Here is an 18977-nt window from a genome sequence, read left to right as displayed (position 1 = left end):
GTTTCACTCCTGTTCTTATCTAGAGCTTTGCTGTCCAGATGCTTGTGATTCTAAGCCACGATCCTTTAAAAAGAACATCGCGATAATCGTAATCACGTATGGAAGCATGGCCGTGAATTGCGTAGGCATAGAAAAGCCTTGTAGCCTGATACTCATCGCATCCATCAGACCAAACAATAAACTCGAACCAATCATGCCAATCGGATGTGACCCACCAAGCATCATCGCAACTAACGCGATAAATCCTCTTCCAGCCGTCATTCCCTCAGTAAACATGGTAACTTGACCAAGCGAAAGCTGGGCACCTGCAAGACCGCATAAAACTCCACTTGCCACAATTGCTCCATACTGAAGAACGGTAACCTTTAATCCTAAGCTTCTTGCCGCTGCTTCATTTTTTCCAACTGCTAAAATACGGAAACCAACGACGGTTTTAAACAAGAAAATATACAATAGTATCGCTGCAATAAAGGCAGTATACACAAGTGGCGAGTGACCTGATAGAAGCTTTCCAATCACAGGGATATTTTCAATAAGTGGAAGGTCCCACTTCGGAAGTCCCTTCATGTCCTTATCATAAAAGGCTCCTTTTACTTGAAAAATAGCTCGGAGGCCAAAAGTAGTTAATCCTAAAACAAGAAAGTTGATAGCAATACCCGCTACAATCGGATTGGCTTTAAACTTGATAGTGGCTAGTCCAAATAATAAAGAGACTAGAACACCACCGAATGCTCCTGTTAAAACGGCTACAATTACACTTCCACTATAATAGTTACCAACGATTGCGGAGAAGGCACCTGCTAGAATTAAGCCCTCAAGTCCCACATTAAAGATTCCGACTCGAGCACATAACGCTCCTCCTAAGGCAGCCAAAAGAATGGGGCTAACCATACGGATAGCAGAAGCAAAAAGGGAATAATCAAACAGCTCCATTCACGTCACCCGCTTTCTTTTTAACTTTCCACCAGCTTAAGGTAAACTTTGCAGTAACGAATAAAATAAGAACACCTTGAATGACACTAGCAATTTCCAAAGGTACTTCTGTGTTACGTTCCATCCCCATCGCACCCGTTTGTAAGGCTGCTAGTAAAATCGCTGCTACTGCTGTACCTAATGGATTGGAGTTGGCTAACAGTGCTGCCATTAAACCTGTCCATGCATAGCCTGGGACGGTTAGTGCTCCCTCTATATATCGATACTGAGATCCCAGAACCTCAACTGTTCCAGCTAACCCAGCAATCCCTCCGCTAAAAAACATGCTAAAGAGGAGCACCTTATGTTTATTAATACCACCGTATTCAGCAAAGAAAGGGTTCTTCCCAAGCATTCTCACTTCATATCCAGAAGAAGTAAATTGGAGAACCACATATAAGATGACCGCTCCAATAACGGCTATTACAAACCCCATATGCACGCTCATTCCAGCAAACAGTTTAGGAAGCCAAACTGCTTGATCAATCATAGGCGTCTGAGCTAGGGCAGCAGAGCCTGACTTATCCTGGAAAGGTTCCGCCACCAAATAACCTGCGAACAGGACAGCGACATAGTTTAAAAGAAGGGTAGAAATCAACAGCTGTACTTTGTATTTCACTTCCATCCAACCTGCTAATAATGACCATAATCCACCAGCTATAAAGCCTGCAAAAAACGCAGAAAGCAATTTAACGATCCCTGAACCTGGTACATAAAGGGCTGCAAGTGCCGCGCACACGGCCCCTAATACCATCTGACCTTCTGCCCCCATATTAAACACACCTGCTCGAAATGCGAGAGCTAATCCCAAACCTACCAATATGATAGGAGTAGCTCGAGCAAGAGTGGCTGTTAGGAAGTAGAAGTTGCCAAACGCTCCATCCCACATGACTTTGTACGTATCGAAAATAGACTCTCCAACAAGTGCTATGGCAAGTGCTCCTGTTACCAGTCCAATCAGCACCGCTATCATTGGTTGAAATAAAGGCTTAAGCAGTTGTTGTATTTTTCGCTGAAGATTCATCTTCTTTTCCTCCTGCCATAAGTACACTCAGACGTTCTTCTGTTGCATTTTTCCTATCAAGAATATCAACGATTTTCCCTTCAAACATGACCGCAATCCGGTCTGATAATAGTAGGATTTCCGATAGTTCCGAAGAGACAAGTAAAATTCCATCTCCACGGTTACGCTTTTCAAGGATTGCCTCATGGATATATTCCATAGCACCAATATCGACACCACGAGTCGGTTCAGCTGCAATGAGAAAATCTGTTTCAAATCCAAGTTCACGGGCAACAATTAGTTTTTGTAGGTTTCCACCAGAAAGGTTCCCTGACTTGTCATCTAGCGATTTAACCTTTATCTCGAAGCGGTCAATCCAAGTCTTTACCACCTCTCGGAACGAGCTTTTCAAAATAAAAGAATACTTGTTAAAGGCTTTTTTATTGTAATATCCCATTACACCGGTTTCTTCAATCGTAGCTTCCTTCGCAGCTCCCCATAAAAAACGATCCTCTGGTATATGTGCCAGACCTTCATTTCTTCTAAATGCTACGGATTTACCAACTAGATTGGTTCCACCTAAACGTATGTCCCCCTGATCAACCGATGTTAATCCCGAAATCGCTTGAATAAGCTCAGATTGGCCGTTGCCTGATACTCCCGCAATTCCTACGATTTCACCGCGATGAACAGTTAAAGAAAGCTGATCCAATACAGGTTTTGAACTCTTTCCTTTTATCGAAATTGCTTCTAGCTCTAGCAAGGGCTCTCCATTTAATTGATTACGCTCTGAGAGTTGTTGGAGCTCTCGACCTACCATCATCGTAGCCAGTTGATCGATAGAAGTCTCCACCTTTTTTACATTCCCTGTGACACGTCCATTTCGTAACACTGTCACATGATCGGCTACTTTCATGACTTCTGGTAACTTATGAGTGATAAGAATGATACTTTTTCCTTGATCCGCTAGAAAGCGAATCGTTTTTAATAGCTCATCCACTTCAAAAGGGGTTAACACAGCTGTCGGCTCATCAAGAATAATAATTTCCGCACCCTGATATAGCACTTTCAAAATTTCAATCCGTTGCTGTTCTCCTACTGAACAATCTCCAGCTTTTTTACTAGGATTCACTTGAATCTTATATTGTTCACTCAATTTTTGAACTTGTTCAGCTGCCATTTTTCTATTAAAGAATCCATTCTTGATGGGTTCATGGCCTATTACAATGTTTTCGGTAACAGTAAAATCACTAAATAACATAAAATGCTGATGAACCATTCCTATTCCTTGTTCGATCGCATCTTGAGGTCCATAAAATTGGGCTTGTTTGCCATTTAGCTTAATTTCTCCACTCGTTGGCTGTTCTAACCCATAAAGCATCCTCATGAGCGTTGTTTTACCAGCACCATTTTCACCAACAATCGCAAGAACCTCTCCTTTTTTTAATTGAATGGAGATGCCATCATTCGCAAGGAAATCGCCATATTTCTTGGTCATTTCCTTCATCTCTAAGCGATAAGTCATTGTTTTCCCCCCTGTAAAAATGGAAACCGACTACAATCTGCAGTCGGTTTGATTTTTTCAGTTTACTCACTTAATGGATTTTCAATCACTTTACTACCTGCAATGATCTCATCATAAAGTGCTTTTACTTGATCAATAGCTTCCTGACCAACAAAAGAATGTAGTGGTGTGTTGCTTTCATGTGTCACATATGTTAAGCCAACACCTTTTTCTTTTAGACCGTATTCTACCACTCCAGGTTCAAAGCTACCATTTGCAAAAGCTTTTACCGTTTCATAAGCCGCTGCATCCGTACCTTTAAGCTGGGAAAGAACGACATGCTCAGGATCTACTTCTGTACGATCAATATCTTGACCTGATGTGAAGAAACCTTGCTCCTTTGCTGCTTCAAATACTCCTAAATCACCAACTGCTGAAGCACCAGCGACAAAATCCGCCCCTTTCGAAGCTTGAAGCAACGCTAATTCCTTAGCTTTAGCAGGATCAGAGAAGCTTCCCACATAGTTTACTAGGAACTCAGCCTCTGGATTCGTTTCCTTAAGACCTTGTTCAAATGCTACCGTCCACTTTTTCATTAATGGAATATCCATTGCCACTACCATACCAACTTTGTCCGTCTTTGTTGAAAGTCCTGCAGCAGCACCTAAAAGATAAGCCGCTTCGTGTTCACGGAAGTTAACACTTTGAACATTAGGTAAATCAACCACTGTATCAATGATCGCAAATTGACGATCTGGATTATCTGCTGCTACCTTTTTAAGGGCATCTTCTGATTCAAAAGAAGAGGTAATAATTAAGTCATAACCTTCAGCAACTGCTACACGAAGATTTTCTTCAATAGCCGAATGATCAGTTGATTCAATCGTCTTTAACTCCACTCCAAATTCCTCGGCCGCTTGTTTCGCCCCTTCGTCCATTTGCTGGAAGAAAGGATTCACACCCATTTTCTCAGGTAGTACTAAGGCAATCTTTTTCTTATCTTCGCTTGTTGAACTATTATTATTCTCTGATTCTTCCGCTCCACCACAACCTGCAACTAGTAGAATCAATGCTAAAATCAATACGGAAAATAACTTTTTCATGACGTTCCCCCTATGTGTGTTTTCATCATATTCATGTTTAATACCTGATTAATAATCTACCAAATTACACACGAAATAACAATACAAATATCGAACATTATATTATTTTTTTATATTAATGTTCGTGTTTTATCCATAAATTTAATTTTCAGACAGTTTCCAACAATTAAAAAACACCTTTATAGATGTGTCTTTTACATATCATAAAGGTGTTCTTTTATTTATCTATTATTTAAAACCTAATTTTTCAACATACAACATCTTCTCAATTTCATCTACAGGAACCGGTCTACTAAAATGATAACCTTGCATCATATGACACTTCATTTTTTCTAGCATTTCCTTTTGTTTTTGTGTTTCTACTCCTTCAGTAACCACGTCTACCTTCAAACGTTTTCCTAATGCAATAATGCTTTGAATAATGGCCTTATATGCTGCATGGTGTTCCATTTCAACTAGAAACTCTCTAGGAATCTTCAACTCTGTAATTGGTAATTTCGGAAGATAGGAGAGAGAAGAATAACCTGTACCAAAATCATCAATGGATAGATTAACACCTAACATTCTAATAGCTTCCAGTTTTTTTAAAGTTTCATTCATATTACTCATTGCCACTGCCTCAGTGATCTCGATATTGAGAAGATCTGGCCTAAGTTTTGTTTCTTCTAAAACACGCTTTATTGTTTCAATAAGCTGCGCTGACTGGAATTGCTTCGGAGAAATATTTACTGAAACCCTTAATTGCTCTCCCCATAGCTTTCCTTGTTTACAAGTTTCTCTCAGTATCCATTCTCCAATAGGGATGATTAGATCTGTATCTTCTGCTATTGAAATAAAATCACCGGGGTATAATAATCCAAATGTAGGATGCTGCCAACGAATAAGTGCTTCTACACCGTACATTCGATTTTCTTCGGTATCAAATTGTGGCTGGTAGTGTAAAACCAATTCATTATTATGAACAGCTTTACTAAGATCACTTCCTAATACAAACGTGCTTCTTGAGTCTTCTTCCATTTTCGGTTCAAAAATTCTGAATTGATTTCTTCCATTGTTTTTAGCTTTATACATAGCTAAGTCTGCTTTTTTCATAAGAGAAATAGCCGTTTCTGAATTCCCAGGCTCGAAGATTGAAATCCCTATACTAGGTGTGGCTAAAAATTCATAATTTCTTATCGAATAAGGCTCACTTAATACACGACAAACAGATTCCGCTAATGTAATAACATGATCCCGATCTACAATATGATTAAATAGTAGCGTGAATTCATCGCCACCTTGCCTAGCTATTATTGCTTGATCTCCAACACAATCCGAAAGACGCTTAGCCATATCTACAAGTAACTCATCTCCTGCATCATGACCAAGTGTATCATTTATATTTTTAAACCGGTCTAAATCAATATACATAACGGCTAACATACTATTATCTGTAGTACCGTCTTTGATTTCTGTATCTAACACGCTCTCAAACAAAGCTCTGTTAGGCAACCCTGTTAACAAATCATGAAACGCCATATAATTAATCCTATCTATGCTTACCTTTACTTCTGTAATATCTTTCCCAATTCCATAAATCCCTTCAATCTTACCATTAACCACAATTGGTACAAGTGTAATGACTACAGAATAAGCACTTCCATTCTCACTGTTTAAAGTTACTTCGAACACCTGTGGTTCTTCTTCTATCTTTGAAAAATGAGTGGCAACTCGATCAAGGTCACTCGGATTAATGAACTGATAAAATGATTTTCCAATTAGCTGAACGGTTTCCATTCCAACTAATTGTGCACAAGAGGCATTTGCACTTTGAAAGGTTCCATTCAAGCGAAGGGAGAATACTGCATCTGGATGATATTTAAAAAGAGACATATATCGTTCTGTACTAAGTAGTAGATCTTTATTATTTTGGTCATATTTTAAAAGTAATCGGTTGTTTTCCACTAAGATAAATACTAGTCGAACAATGATTAAAAAAATGATAAACGTTGTACTTAGTGTAAATGGAGTAAATTTAATTCCTTCAATTTTATAAAAAATTAGTAAAAGTACCATTAGGAACGTATATAAAATAATTAATCTCCATAACCCAACTTTTGAAGGACTAACTGTATCCGATTGCTGTTTATTGACTGGTTTCATATAAAAGCTAGAAAATCCGACTAGTAATAGAGCTAGAGTAAATAATGGATCAAGTAAGGTGCCTGTCTCATATTTTTCTCTTAGCGTTAAATATACGTATCCAGAATCAGCAAACACTTGAAAAACTAGTCCAACCAAAATATAAAATAACGCATTTCTTTTACCAAAATCATTCGAATCAAAATATAGTATCAGTGCACTAAATAATAAAATTAAGTCCCCAATCGGGTATCCAAGCGAAACTATTAGGTAGGCTCCTGTGATCTCTGGGTTCACAATTAAGCTTTTCATAATGAAATGATAGCTGAGTGTGGTAGCGGATATCATAACAATAAGTACTTCAAATATCCAGCGCATTAACCGATGAATTGTTTTTACCTGATAAAAGTAATAACCTAATGCAATTAAATAAAACATAATCTGAAGCATGTAAAAGATATCAGGTGAACCAGGATATGGAACATTAACAAACAAGTAGCTCTCATAATACATCCACAATATTTCTGCTATGAAGTAGCTAAACGTTCCAAGAGAAAGAAATAACCAGAAATAATCTCTTTTTCCATCACTTTTTAAGAATCTAGATAATAACCACATACTGGAAATCAATGGTCCAACCGTAGAAATAATATTTCTCATTACTACTGTCAAGCGAATACTAGTATCTCCGAACAAGACGACAAAATAGTACAAAAGTATGTAAAGGAAAATAAAAACGCCAATAGATTTCTGATGCTTCACCTTCATGTTATGTCACTCCTCTAGGCGTATAGTCCTGTCTTTCATTATACTCTTAACAGAAGTTCAGTAGTAGGCTACCTATTTAGATTTTTTTAGCATTTTGTGAGAAATATTTACCAATAAAAAGTTTAATTATTGGTTCGGGAGATTTATGGTTAATCATAAATTTGGGTAAACTATAGGTATATGAATAAGTGTGGTGAACTCATTGTCTTTCATTTTCGATTTTCTTCTGTATTCCATTTCTATGGATCAAGTTATAGAGGCGGAGAAAGAGTTTTATGAAACTCTTCGCGAGTATTGGCGGGACCATAACTACTTAACCTTTAACTGGTGGCTTCTCGTCTTTTTAAGTATTTTATCCCCTATTGTCTGGTGGAAAACGATTGATACAAAAAGAATTACTGAAATTACTGCTTTTGGGTTGTTTTATGGTATTACGGCAATTATCCTAGATTCAATTGGCAGCAGCGCACTTGTATGGGTATATCCAGTTCGTCTTACCCCTTACTTGTACCCTCAATACTATCCTTATGATGTTGGGGTGGTAATTGTCCCGTTTATGTATTTGTATCAAAGGTGGGGAAATCATTTTAAACCGTTCCTCATATCAACGGGAATCCTTTCTGCCTTTCTTGCTTTTGTTGCAGAACCCTTTATGGAGTGGTTACATATTTACAAAGAATTAACATGGAAGCATATTTATTCTTTTCCTATTTATTGGCTACTAGGGGTTATTTGTTGGATCATTTTAAAACGATTTAAAAAACTTGAAAGCAAACCATAACAAATCCCCCCTTAACAAGGAGGGATTTGTTTGATATCTTATCTTGAATTAACCGATAATAATTTCCTTAACTCATCTTTACAATTCCTTTGTCATAAAGACACTATTTGGATCTTCTTCGTAATCAGCAAACGGCTCACAATACGTAAACCCAAACTTGGCATACAATGTTTTGGCTGCTTCAAACGCCTCCATTGACCCTGTTTCTAAACTTATTCTTTTATAACCACGGAGCTTTGCTTCTTCAATCAGATGCTCAAGTAACTGCTTCGCTACCCCTTTTCTCAGATGTTTGGGTGATGTTTTCATTGACTTCAATTCCCCATGATGAGGATCAAGCTCTTTCAGCGCTGCACAGCCAAGCAACTCCCTACCTTCCCATGCACTCCAAAACGTTATATCTGGTTGTCTTAATTTTTCTAAATCAAGCGCATGAATGCTTTCTGGTGGAGAATGTAATGTCATGCTGTGCAGATGATCACCTATTAACTCAGCAATCTCCGAACCTCTTAAATCATCTAGTCTAATATCCATCACACTCACTCCTTATCACTTGTTATTTTTCTCCATTATCAACATTAAAGCATAATAAAGATCCTAGTTTAAGGTATAATTCCATTTTTTCTCATATAAATTTCTTTTTTGAATTTAATACAAAAAAAAAGCTACCAAATGGCAGCTAATCATTTATAAATAATATCATCTCTAAGTGATGCTACTTTTGTTAAAGCCGTATCGATGTCTGCTTCGCTAACACCAAAATGAGCAAGCGCATCGTGGAGATGCTTCGCAATCGCATCAAAATGAGCTGGTTGCAAATTCATCCCTTCATGGGCTTTTGCCATTGATTGTCCTGAATATTGATTTGGACCACCTAAAGCAAAGCTTATAAATTTTGTTTGATGGCGACGCTGTTTTTCCATATCGGTGTCCTTAAAAAAATGATTAACAGTATCATCTTTAAGAACCAACTCAGAATAAAAATAGTCTACTACCTTTGCAATTGCCTCTTCTCCGCCAACTTTTTCGTAAAGTGTTTGTTCCATGGTTAATCCTCCTTTATATTCCAACAGAGGTATTTTCCACAGTTTTTTATAAATTATACATAAAGTTATTTCTGTACTTGTTGCTTAAAGCATAAATTTATTGAAATTTCGTATTACGATAACAGTGAGTTTGCATTTGCTATTAACCAAAGAATAAATCTAATATATTCGAAGTTGACGAGGAATGCTTATTATAGAACTCTGAGTAACCACAGTTTTTACAATAAACGACAATGAACTGGTTATGCTGAATATCAAACATCTTCGATAAACCCGTTCCGGTCATGGCAACTTCCTTTTGTGCCGCATCGTGACTTCCACATTTCACACAGCCCTGTCCAGACATACTAACCCCCCTCACCAATGAACTATATTATATTTATTTTTACGATTTATTTGTCATTTAGTTTCACTTTTTTATCTTTACCTCAAACTCTTTCACGAATACAGCAAGACCAGTGATTTCAATATCATCGTGAAAAACGTTGACTATTACACGGCCATCTTTTTCTATTTCTTGTCCTTGTTCAACCATTAGAGTTAGAGGCTGAACTGAATCATTTTTTATGAATCTAGCATAGTAAGCTCCCATTACTCCTGAGGCAGTGCCGGTTACTGAATCCTCAATTGTACCCGAATATGGTGACGAGAAGTGCCGAGCATGCATATGAGCGTTTGGATCATATGTTTCTAAGCAAAAAGGATGAACAGATGATGCGGGCAGGTCTTTTAAAATAGAAGGAAACATCTTGTTATTAGGTTTCATTCTTTTAAAGTCAGCTAATTTTTTTATTGGTAATAAAAGAGTCCAAGTACCGGTACTACCATATAATATCGGTAATTCGGTTTCAATATGATCTTCAGTCAATCCAATGGATGCAGCGAGTTCCTTTCTTGAACCCGTAAATTCTAAAAACTGAGGGGATGCCTGTTTCATTGTTATGGAGATATCTCCATTGGCTGAAGAATGAATTCGTATAGGTAAAATTCCAGCCTTCGTTTCAATCGTTAGTTCTTCCCTTTCACCCAATAGCCCCTTTGTTTTCAAAGCGTATATCGTCGCCATGGTCCCATGACCACATAAGTTCATTTCATGACCAGGCGTAAAATAACGAATTCGAAGATCTGCTTTTTCTGAAGGGATAGGAAAAGAGGTTTCATTAAAACCTATTTCAAAGGCAATTTGCTGCATTTCCTCGTTAGAAAGACCGTTTTCAATGACAACCCCTGCTGGATTCCCTTTATTCACTTCCTTACTAAAAACATCATAGTGAAATGCTTTTATCTTCCTCATCATATTCCCCCTAACCATTCGACTAGCACTTGTATACCTAATTTATACTATTCCATCTCCCCATCACAATGGTGTTATAATATTTCCCATCTGACAGAAGCTTGTCATTCTTTAATACACCTTCAACTGTAAATCCAAACTTTTCATATAGTTGAATGGCTTTCGTATTTATTTCTAATACATGTAAATTCATTTTCTTCATTCCGTTGAAGTCAGCCCAAGTTACAGATTCTTTTAATAAGTTCCTTCCAATCCCATAACCCCAAAAGTCTTTCAATACACAAATACCAAACTCTACCTTGTGTGATAATCTCTTTAAATTAGAACCCTCACATCTTGAATACCCGACAATATGGCCATCTACCACAGCCACTAGAAATATGTTTCTACCACTCTCAGAATCACTTTTTATTAACTGCTCAAAACCAGCAGTATCTATGAATCCTTCTCCTCTTTCTCGATCCATATATTCCGTTTCTCCATCAATCTGTAGCCTTAGTTCAGACAAAGTCTCAGCATCAGTTTCAACCGCTGACCTAATCGTATAACTTAGTCCATTTACCTGGTATTCTTCGTTATTTATGATCACGATTTCGTTCACTCCTGTATATTATTACAATGAACTTCCATTAATTGGTTTATATTTAATATATTCTTAATATGTTATTAACTTCTTGTTAAAAAGCATCTTATATAATGAGTACTGTAAGAAAATTTTCAAAGGAGGAGTCATTATGTTTTTAAAAAAGCTATCAGTAAATAAGTTAATTTCAATTGATTATTATTCAAACGGTTCCCTGAAAACTATTAAAGGACGTGTTTACAAACTCGATCTTATCAAACAGTCCCTTTTGCTTAAAGATGAAACACACAAACCATTTACTATTCAATTATCAGGCATCAGACATATTTATTAACTTCCACTACGTAACGGCCTTCTTTAGAAGAGATCCAAAAGTAGTGGAAGGTTAATCCTTCCTCTTCTCCTCCGCCAGTTGGTTGAACTTTTGTGGTAGCCCTTCATTTTTTATTAACAGACTTCTGCTTTTTACCGGTTCCATTACCCCTTTTTCTTTGAAATTTGTAACATGATATTGGCATTAGCTTGAAATTCATAAGAAACCTTAACTTCCTTAACCTCCAAGCCTTTTTCTGTTAAGTGACCAATCACTTTATTCAAATGTTCGTATCTTTTTCCTTCTAAATCTACTAGGGGAAAGATGCGTACTTCTTCTTTAGTTACTCTTAATAACTCTTCAATTGTATTTATATGAAAATCATAATCTAAGCGGTCGGCATACATAAATAAAAAGTTGGCAGAAAGAAGAATATCAAACTCTTCATTTTTAAAAGGTAAAATTGGGAGAACTACAGGAATATATTGTTTACTAGCATCTACCATATGCTTTGTACAATCATTTAATGCTTTTATACGATTTTGGCGGAGGCCATCAACATCGTGAAAGTAGTCCCAAATATAGTTATCTTTTACCTTCTCCATATGTAGCATAGCATGCTCAATATCTTGTATTCCCTTTTGTTTCAGTTGTTCAACCTCATGGTCGTAAGCAATATCACATGCTGTTACCTCTAAGCCTAAATAGCTGCCATGAGCTGTAAAAGAACATGCTCCGGCTGGACAATCTAGAATTCTTTTACCTCGCATTTCATCGAGAGATAATGAAAACATGTTCATATACTCTTCAAACGTTCTCCCAATAAAAACAATTCTGTCTAAATCTAACTTTGTACTCTTCTCAACTCTGCTCAACTTGTTCACCTCTTGATATAAGCGTATTCTCAACTTCATTAGTTAAAAATGCGTTAATCCCACGGATTAACGCATCAGTATAATCTAATCTCCTCCACCGCCACCACCGCAGGATCCACCACCACTGTCACTGCTGCTATTGCAGTCACTTGAGTAATGGTCACTCGAACTTGATCCAGAATGACTGGTAAAGAAACTGTTCCTGTAGGAATTTGACCGACGTGTTGGTCTATTGGTACCTTTTAAACCAAGAATAATAATGAAAATAATAAATAATAAAAAGAATATGAAGCTATATACTATCGACATTTATATACCCCCTTACTTTTTATTAATGGCTTAGTATGTTATACGTTTATGTATTAAATAAGTTTCACTCATTAAAAAGATGGTGAAGCAACCGCTCCCTATCCTCAAAGAACTGTTTCATAATCGAGTAATGATAGGTTTCTTCCAACTTAACTTCGTCCATCCCCTCTTTGGTCAATTGAATAATCTTCGAATGGGGATAAGCCATTAAAATAGGTGAATGTGTTGAAATAATAAACTGAGATCCTTCTTTAATAAGATCATTGATTCTCGATAACATGGAGAGTTGCCTTAGCGGTGATAAAGCCGCTTCCGGCTCGTCAAGGATATATAGACCGTTCCCTCGGAAGCGTTCAGTGAATGCTGCAAAAAATGATTCGCCATGTGATTGTTCGTGAAGGGATTTACCGCCAAACGAATCAATAATTCTAGGAGCTGAAGAAGGTTCTTTGTCTAATTCCTCTATGTTGGTGGCCACATTATAAAAGGTTTCCGCTCGAAAGAAAAAATGATCCTTTGCCTTATTAACACCCTTCACGACTCGTATATATTTGTCCAGATTTGAGTGTGAATCATAACTTGAAAAATTAAAGTTTAAAGTCCCACCCTCTGAATTAAATCCTAAGGCAATGGCAATGGCCTCAAGCAAAGTTGATTTTCCCATTCCATTTTCACCAATGATATAAGTAACATTCGGATGAAAAATGAAATCCTGAAAGTTCCGGATGATGGGTAGATTCAGAGGAAACTCATCATATGAAACAATTTGATCCTTTTTTAAATATGCCTCTCGAATGTATTGGGTATCCTGGTTTAACAACATCGAACCATCCGCCTTTTCTAAGATTATTCACTATCCTTATTTTACCATCAAAACTATCATATGTTTAACAAGATATTCATGAAAGGAGACAAGGGTTTGATTATTAATCGAAGAATAAAAATAAAGGAGGTGAGAGGAGTATGTAAAAGTTTCAATTATTATAAATAACACTTTCGTTCTTTTATTCAACACCATTAATATGTAATAGAGTAATTGAAAATATAGAAAGTAGGCGTAAAACTGAAATGAAATTAAATAATGAAAAAGATGGTGTTTTGTTTGCAGTTCTTTCTTATGTAATGTGGGGTCTTACTCCAATTTACTGGAAACTTACTCAACAAATTTCTTCAGGAGAAATTTTAGCCCAGCGAGTTCTTTGGTCTTTTATTTTTATGCTTGTGCTTTTATTTTTTTTGAAAAAGTGGAATATATATGTTGAATTCATAAAAGATATCGTTAAGAAACCAAAATTGTTCTGGTCTCTTTTTCTTGCTTCTATACTGATTAGTTCAAACTGGGGTATCTTTATGTGGGCTGTGATTGAAGGGAAGATATTAGAAGCAAGTCTTGGTCAATACATAAATCCTTTAACAAGTATGTTAATTGGCGTAATCGCATTAAAAGAAAGGTTAAGTCGTCATCAAGTTCTTGCATTTATTTTAGCAGGAATGGGGGTGTTAACATTAACATTTCATTATGGTGTTATTCCTTGGATTTCTCTTAGTCTGGCTCTTACCTTTGGATTTTATGGATTAGTAAAGAAAATGATTAGAGCAGATTCAACAACCGGATTAGCTCTTGAAACAATGGTGATTTCCCCTATTGCGTTAGTATATTTGATATACTTGATGTTTCAATCTCAAATACAATTTTTCGATTCTATTTCAACAAGTTTACTCTTAATAGGCAGTGGTGTAGTAACCGTTCTACCGCTTTTATTTTTTACTATGAGTGCCAAAAAAGTCACACTATCTATGCTTGGAATTTTCCAATATATTTCGCCAACGATAGCATTAATTGTGGGGGTTTTTCTTTATAACGAAACGTTAACAAAACAACATTTTATTGCATTTATCTTCATTTGGTCAGCTCTTGCAATTTATACTTTTCCTTCGGTTACAAAGAGAGGAAAAAGAATGAAGAACATATTAAAATGTTACAAGTAAAACCATGTAATATAAAAAAAGCTCTAGATGACCTAGAGCTTTTTTCTAGAAAACCTTTTCGTCTCGATATTTATCTAGAATCATAGTAAACTCTTCAATATGTTGTAAAAATAAATCCGTTAGCATCGGATCAAAATGTTGTCCTCTTTCTTCTCTAAAAAGCCTTACAATACGATCCATTTCCCATGCTGGTTTGTACACCCTTTGACTTGAAAGGGCATCAAAGACATCAGCAATCGCGGTTATTCGTCCGTATAAATGAATTTCTTCCCCTTTTAAACCTTGAGGATAGCCTGTGCCGTTATATTTTTCATGATGCTGTAAAGCAATAATCGCAGCCGTCTTCATAATTTGACGGTTAGAATGCTTAAGCATATCATAGCCAACCACGGCATGACTTTTCATAATTTCATATTCTTCTTCCGTCAATTTTCCCGGCTTGTTTAGTATGTCATCGCTAATTCCAATCTTTCCTACATCATGCATGGGACTAGCTAAACGAATGAGTTCCGCTTCTTCCTCTGACAAACCACATTTTGTTGCTAGTAGACTTGAAAACTCAGCCACTCTCTTAACATGGTATCCAGTTTCTTTCGAGCGAGTTTCTGCAATCTCTCCTAAGGTAAAAATAATTTCACGCTGTGTGCTTTCAATCTCATCATTCAGTTGGAGATTTTCGAGCGATGCGGCCACATTGGCTGCATAAATCTCCATCAAGCTTCGATCCCATTCATTTAATACTTTATCGCAAGAAAGATGCAAACAATAGCTTTGAGTGTCCTTACTTTTCAGGAAAAGAGTACAGGATTGTTCGTTAAACACATGCTTTTGTAAAGTAAATGCTTCATTTACTTCTAAAGGAACAACAATAGTCTTCTCCCCTATTTCAGCAATCGTTCTTACATGGTTTCCTTTGTAAGTAAACACTGCTCCACGGCAAAGATGCTCTTGTATTTTTAAAATATTCGCTAGCTGTGTAATAGCTTCCCTTGCAAAGATTGGTCGCGTATGAATTTGGTTTAATTGAGCAGAGGAAGAGATAATATCCTCTAACCCCTTTTTATTTGAATCAATGATATGTAAATCTCGATACGATCGTAACGCCACAATCAATGTTGAAAACAGCTTCTGTGAAGTAAGCTCTGTTTTTTCCTTGTAGTCATTAATATCGTACTCCATAATGACTTGCTTCTCTGGAGCTTGTCCTGGTTGCCCCGTCCGCAAGATGATTCTCATTAGTTGGTTACCTAGCTCCTGTCGAACGTATCGAATAACTGATAGACCGGAATACTCTTCCTCCATCACAACATCTAGCAAAATTACCGCAATATCCGGTTCTTTTGCTATTAGTTGTTTTGCTTCTTCTGCTGAATAAGCCTGCAGAAAAGACAAACTCTTTCCATCAAACTCCACATCAGAAAGGACAAACTTGGTAACCTGATGCACTTCTTCCTCATCGTCTACGATTAAGATTTTCCATATATTTTCTGCACTTTGCTGAACGGTTTCTAATTCGTCTTCTTCCTGAAATAACAGCTCGTCATGATCTATGTTCAAGTTCCTTTTCCCCCAGAGGTAAATTAATCATAAATGTCGTTCCTTCATCCGGTATACTCTCACAAGTAATCGTACCGCCTAACGATTGAGATACAAGATTATAGACGATATGCATGCCTAATCCTGTTCCACCATTTGCTCGATTTGTTGTAAAAAAAGGATCAAATACTTTCTCCTTTACTTCAGGAGACATCCCTTTTCCATTATCACGATATTCTAAAATAAGCTGAGATTCCTTTGCCACCTTTATGAAGATTGTTCCTTTTTTCTCCTTATGAAAAGCATGTGTAAGTGAATTGATGATTAGATTCGTAAATATTTGTGAATACACACCCGGATAGCTAATAATCGAGAGTTCGTCATCTACCTCGAGTTGAACATCGACTTTGTTACTTTTTAAGCTCGGGCCAAGACTAAAGATAATCTCCTGTATATATTCTTTCAGGTTAAACTCTCTCATTACTTCACTTGTCTGATCTACTGCTACCTGCTTGAATCCCTTAACTAACTCAGATGCACGCTTTAGATTATTGGAAATGATTTGAGTTGATTCGTTTGCAACATTCAAATAACCGGTCAAATCAGATTTTTTCAGCTTATTCTCTTCAAGCACATTTAGCATATCTTTCGTTTTTTGCTGTAAAAACGAGTTGGCTGTCACACTCACTCCCACAGGTGTATTGATTTCATGGGCAACACCCGCTACTAGCGCCCCCAAAGCAGCCATTTTTTCCGATTCAACTAATTGTTTTTGTGTAAGCTTTAAATCCTCTAATGTCGTTTGAAGATCATACGTTCTTTCTTGTACCGTTTTCTCTAACTCCGTAGACCACTTTGCCTGTTTTAACGAAAGCTCCTCAACCGATTTAAATGCCTTCGAGAATTTAATAGATAGCAAGAAGGCTTGGGCAAAAATAAAGCTAAACAAACCAAACTTCGCCATATCAAAGGTTGAGATCACTTGGTTGTAATAGAGGACATCATTTATGACCGCCAAAGCTAGAACTAGAAACATCATACAGCTGAAAAGCGCACCTTCTCGTTTCCTTCTGGCAGCTTTAATAAATTCAAACACCACATACGGAGCTAAAACAAGTAACATAATATGAGAAAGCTTAAGTACCGTTGTAAAGACCACAGCAGGTGTCAATACAACAATGCCACTCATAAGTACGTAAAATCCTGCTCCTATTTTTACAATCGTATGATTAATATCTTTAGGAAACAAACACTGTACATAAAGTAAAAACATCGCTGGCCCAAGATATTGACCTATGTATTCTAGTTTTTTGTAAACCTCAAAAGAAAGGTTAGGAAATACTTCGTTAATATAAACCTCACCTAGAAACAAGGAGCGTAATCCAATTAATAAACAAAATGCGCCAAAATACAAAGGTGATTGATCTCTTCTTCTTATAAAATACAGTCCTAGATGATATAAGCCAATGATGACTATACTCCCAGCAACGAAAAGCTCCTTTGCTAATCGATTGTTCCAAAATTGAACCAAATCCTCCGCAGATCCAATACTAATCGGATCCCATAATCCACCTGTTGTCTGAACATAATTGGACACCTGAATGGTTATCTCATTCACACGTTTTGCCTGAAAAAGCACTACCTTAGGTTCATACTTTCCCTCCATCGCATCTCGGGAAGTCCCAACTTTACCAGCTGAGGCTAGCAAGTCTCCGTTCACATACACTCGGTAGGCTGACTCAATTCCAAAAGGAAGATAAAGCCCCATCATCTTTCCCCGCTGATTTTCATTTAGCTTGACCTGTAACCGGTATGTAGCATGACCTTTTCCAATTAGTTCCTTTTCTCCAACGCTTTGATTATCCCAAAAGCTTGGAACATGAATATATCCTGTTTTTGGTGCATTATTTATATCAGAAAGAAGCTGTCCCCAGTAAAATTCCCATTCCCCATTTAGTTTAACGGTCTCACCATTTGAGAAAGAATAATTCTCTAGGTCGATTGATCCACTCTTAGCTTCACCCCCCCTGTTAGTACAACCAGCAAGAAGACTAGTTAAGAGGAGAAGTAACACGACCATCCATTTTTTATTTATCATATAGGTAAACTTCCTTACTTATTTATAAGACTTTTATACCATACTTCTATGTTGTTAGAAAACACAAAAAATTAGGGCAAAACAAAAGAGTGACATCTAGTCACCCTTTTTTAAAGTATTTAACCTGCAGCAGGTGCTACTACTCCGCCACCATTTTTCCTTTGTCCTAGCTCCTGATCAACCAATAATAAAGCGGAGGGATTATTTTCTGCAATTTTCAAGCGATTAACAATGGTTTGGCTTTGTGCTTCTTCATCTATTTGTTCCCTTAGGAAATCTTGAATAATCACGGCTGCTTGCGGATCAACTTGATTTACATAAGTAAATGCCTGGCGATATGAATTAGTCACGAACTGTTCATGCTCTAATACTTTTTGAAAAGTCTCTAATGGAGTTCCGAAATCACTAGGTTGTGTAGGAATTCCATGAAGCGTAACAGTCCCGTCCTTATTTACTACATAGTCAACCAATGTAAGCATATGGGTCCTTTCTTCTTCTGATTGCAAACGAAGCCAACTTGCCATACCGGTGAAGTTGAGTTTGCCCATATATGCTGACATGGCAAGATACAGTGTAGAAGAAACATGCTCAATTTGAATCAAATTATTCATTAGCTTCTGAAGTTCCTCATTCATTCCTATCCACTCCCCATAAATATTCATGACTAAATTATTTATATTAC

General features: G+C 37.0%; 19 protein-coding genes. 3 read left to right on the top strand and 16 right to left on the bottom strand.

All coding sequences use genetic code 11. From position 1 onward, the window contains the following. Positions 1–15: 15 nt before the first annotated feature. The 5 genes from ACRX5O_RS22355 to ACRX5O_RS22335 form a co-directional block, all read right to left on the bottom strand. The gene (locus ACRX5O_RS22355; protein WP_433907974.1) at positions 16–933 is read right to left on the bottom strand and encodes an ABC transporter permease; all 918 of its coding nucleotides are present in this window, start codon (positions 931–933) and stop codon (positions 16–18) included. Continuing rightward, positions 920–1996 (bottom strand): ABC transporter permease, encoded by a 1077-nt coding sequence (locus ACRX5O_RS22350; protein ID WP_433907973.1) that lies wholly within the window; start codon positions 1994–1996, stop codon positions 920–922. The genes ACRX5O_RS22355 and ACRX5O_RS22350 overlap by 14 nt, the downstream gene beginning before the upstream one ends. Beyond that, positions 1962–3500 (bottom strand): ABC transporter ATP-binding protein, encoded by a 1539-nt coding sequence (locus ACRX5O_RS22345; RefSeq protein ID WP_433907972.1) that lies wholly within the window; start codon positions 3498–3500, stop codon positions 1962–1964. Before ACRX5O_RS22345 ends, ACRX5O_RS22350 begins: the two co-directional genes overlap by 35 nt. Before the next feature lie 62 nt (positions 3501–3562). Then, positions 3563–4582: a BMP family protein gene (locus ACRX5O_RS22340; RefSeq protein ID WP_433907971.1), complete on the bottom strand. Its 1020-nt coding sequence runs from the start codon at positions 4580–4582 to the stop codon at positions 3563–3565. Between the two features lie 228 nt (positions 4583–4810). Beyond that, positions 4811–7471 (bottom strand): putative bifunctional diguanylate cyclase/phosphodiesterase, encoded by a 2661-nt coding sequence (locus ACRX5O_RS22335; RefSeq protein WP_433907970.1) that lies wholly within the window; start codon positions 7469–7471, stop codon positions 4811–4813. Positions 7472–7673: 202 nt separating this feature from the next. On the opposite strand from ACRX5O_RS22335, the gene ACRX5O_RS22330 reads away from it, so the two are divergent. Beyond that, the gene (locus ACRX5O_RS22330; RefSeq protein WP_433907969.1) at positions 7674–8252 is read left to right on the top strand and encodes a CBO0543 family protein; all 579 of its coding nucleotides are present in this window, start codon (positions 7674–7676) and stop codon (positions 8250–8252) included. 78 nt (positions 8253–8330) lie between these two features. On the opposite strand, the gene ACRX5O_RS22325 is transcribed toward ACRX5O_RS22330, so the two are convergent. The 5 genes from ACRX5O_RS22325 to ACRX5O_RS22305 all read right to left on the bottom strand — a co-directional run bounded on the left by ACRX5O_RS22325 (position 8331) and on the right by ACRX5O_RS22305 (position 11181). Then, the gene (locus ACRX5O_RS22325) at positions 8331–8786 is read right to left on the bottom strand and encodes a GNAT family N-acetyltransferase (RefSeq protein WP_433907968.1); all 456 of its coding nucleotides are present in this window, start codon (positions 8784–8786) and stop codon (positions 8331–8333) included. Positions 8787–8935: 149 nt separating this feature from the next. Further along, positions 8936–9298, bottom strand: coding sequence for a group I truncated hemoglobin (locus ACRX5O_RS22320; protein ID WP_433907967.1), 363 nt, complete (start codon positions 9296–9298; stop codon positions 8936–8938). 142 nt (positions 9299–9440) lie between these two features. Further along, positions 9441–9644 carry a zinc ribbon domain-containing protein gene (locus tag ACRX5O_RS22315; protein WP_433907966.1) on the bottom strand — a complete coding sequence of 68 codons (204 nt, stop codon included), beginning with the start codon at positions 9642–9644 and terminating at the stop codon, positions 9441–9443. Between the two features lie 63 nt (positions 9645–9707). Then, a complete protein-coding gene (locus ACRX5O_RS22310; RefSeq protein ID WP_433907965.1) occupies positions 9708–10592 on the bottom strand; it encodes a PhzF family phenazine biosynthesis isomerase in 885 nt (294 codons plus the stop codon). A 37-nt stretch (positions 10593–10629) separates the two neighbouring features. Then, a complete protein-coding gene (locus tag ACRX5O_RS22305; RefSeq protein ID WP_433907964.1) occupies positions 10630–11181 on the bottom strand; it encodes a GNAT family N-acetyltransferase in 552 nt (183 codons plus the stop codon). A gap of 145 nt (positions 11182–11326) precedes the next feature. On the opposite strand from ACRX5O_RS22305, the gene ACRX5O_RS22300 reads away from it, so the two are divergent. Further along, on the top strand, positions 11327–11509 hold the full coding sequence (locus ACRX5O_RS22300; protein WP_119706919.1) for a YolD-like family protein: 183 nt from the start codon (positions 11327–11329) through the stop codon (positions 11507–11509). 143 nt (positions 11510–11652) lie between these two features. Here ACRX5O_RS22300 and ACRX5O_RS22295 read toward each other — a convergent pair whose 3' ends face one another. The 3 genes from ACRX5O_RS22295 to ACRX5O_RS22285 all read right to left on the bottom strand — a co-directional run bounded on the left by ACRX5O_RS22295 (position 11653) and on the right by ACRX5O_RS22285 (position 13495). Beyond that, the gene (locus ACRX5O_RS22295) at positions 11653–12363 is read right to left on the bottom strand and encodes an SAM-dependent methyltransferase (protein ID WP_433907963.1); all 711 of its coding nucleotides are present in this window, start codon (positions 12361–12363) and stop codon (positions 11653–11655) included. An 84-nt stretch (positions 12364–12447) separates the two neighbouring features. After that, entirely contained in the window at positions 12448–12672 is a 225-nt protein-coding gene (locus tag ACRX5O_RS22290; RefSeq protein ID WP_433907962.1) for a hypothetical protein, read from the bottom strand. A 64-nt stretch (positions 12673–12736) separates the two neighbouring features. Further along, entirely contained in the window at positions 12737–13495 is a 759-nt protein-coding gene (locus tag ACRX5O_RS22285) for an AAA family ATPase (RefSeq protein ID WP_433907961.1), read from the bottom strand. Between the two features lie 245 nt (positions 13496–13740). On the opposite strand from ACRX5O_RS22285, the gene rarD reads away from it, so the two are divergent. Continuing rightward, the gene (rarD, locus tag ACRX5O_RS22280) at positions 13741–14661 is read left to right on the top strand and encodes an EamA family transporter RarD (protein WP_433907960.1); all 921 of its coding nucleotides are present in this window, start codon (positions 13741–13743) and stop codon (positions 14659–14661) included. Between the two features lie 45 nt (positions 14662–14706). Here rarD and ACRX5O_RS22275 read toward each other — a convergent pair whose 3' ends face one another. The 3 genes from ACRX5O_RS22275 to ACRX5O_RS22265 all read right to left on the bottom strand — a co-directional run bounded on the left by ACRX5O_RS22275 (position 14707) and on the right by ACRX5O_RS22265 (position 18930). Beyond that, on the bottom strand, positions 14707–16218 hold the full coding sequence (locus tag ACRX5O_RS22275; RefSeq protein WP_433907959.1) for an HD domain-containing phosphohydrolase: 1512 nt from the start codon (positions 16216–16218) through the stop codon (positions 14707–14709). Further along, the gene (locus ACRX5O_RS22270; RefSeq protein WP_433907958.1) at positions 16202–18295 is read right to left on the bottom strand and encodes a 7TM diverse intracellular signaling domain-containing protein; all 2094 of its coding nucleotides are present in this window, start codon (positions 18293–18295) and stop codon (positions 16202–16204) included. The genes ACRX5O_RS22275 and ACRX5O_RS22270 overlap by 17 nt, the downstream gene beginning before the upstream one ends. A gap of 119 nt (positions 18296–18414) precedes the next feature. Continuing rightward, positions 18415–18930: a ferritin gene (locus tag ACRX5O_RS22265; RefSeq protein WP_433907957.1), complete on the bottom strand. Its 516-nt coding sequence runs from the start codon at positions 18928–18930 to the stop codon at positions 18415–18417. Positions 18931–18977: the final 47 nt, after the last annotated feature.

Origin of the sequence: Robertmurraya mesotrionivorans, assembly GCF_050971805.1 — a bacterium.
Classification (GTDB): domain Bacteria; phylum Bacillota; class Bacilli; order Bacillales; family Cytobacillaceae; genus Robertmurraya_A.
The sequence above is the reverse complement of the archived record's forward strand: the minus strand, read 5'-3'. Positions and strand labels throughout refer to the sequence as shown.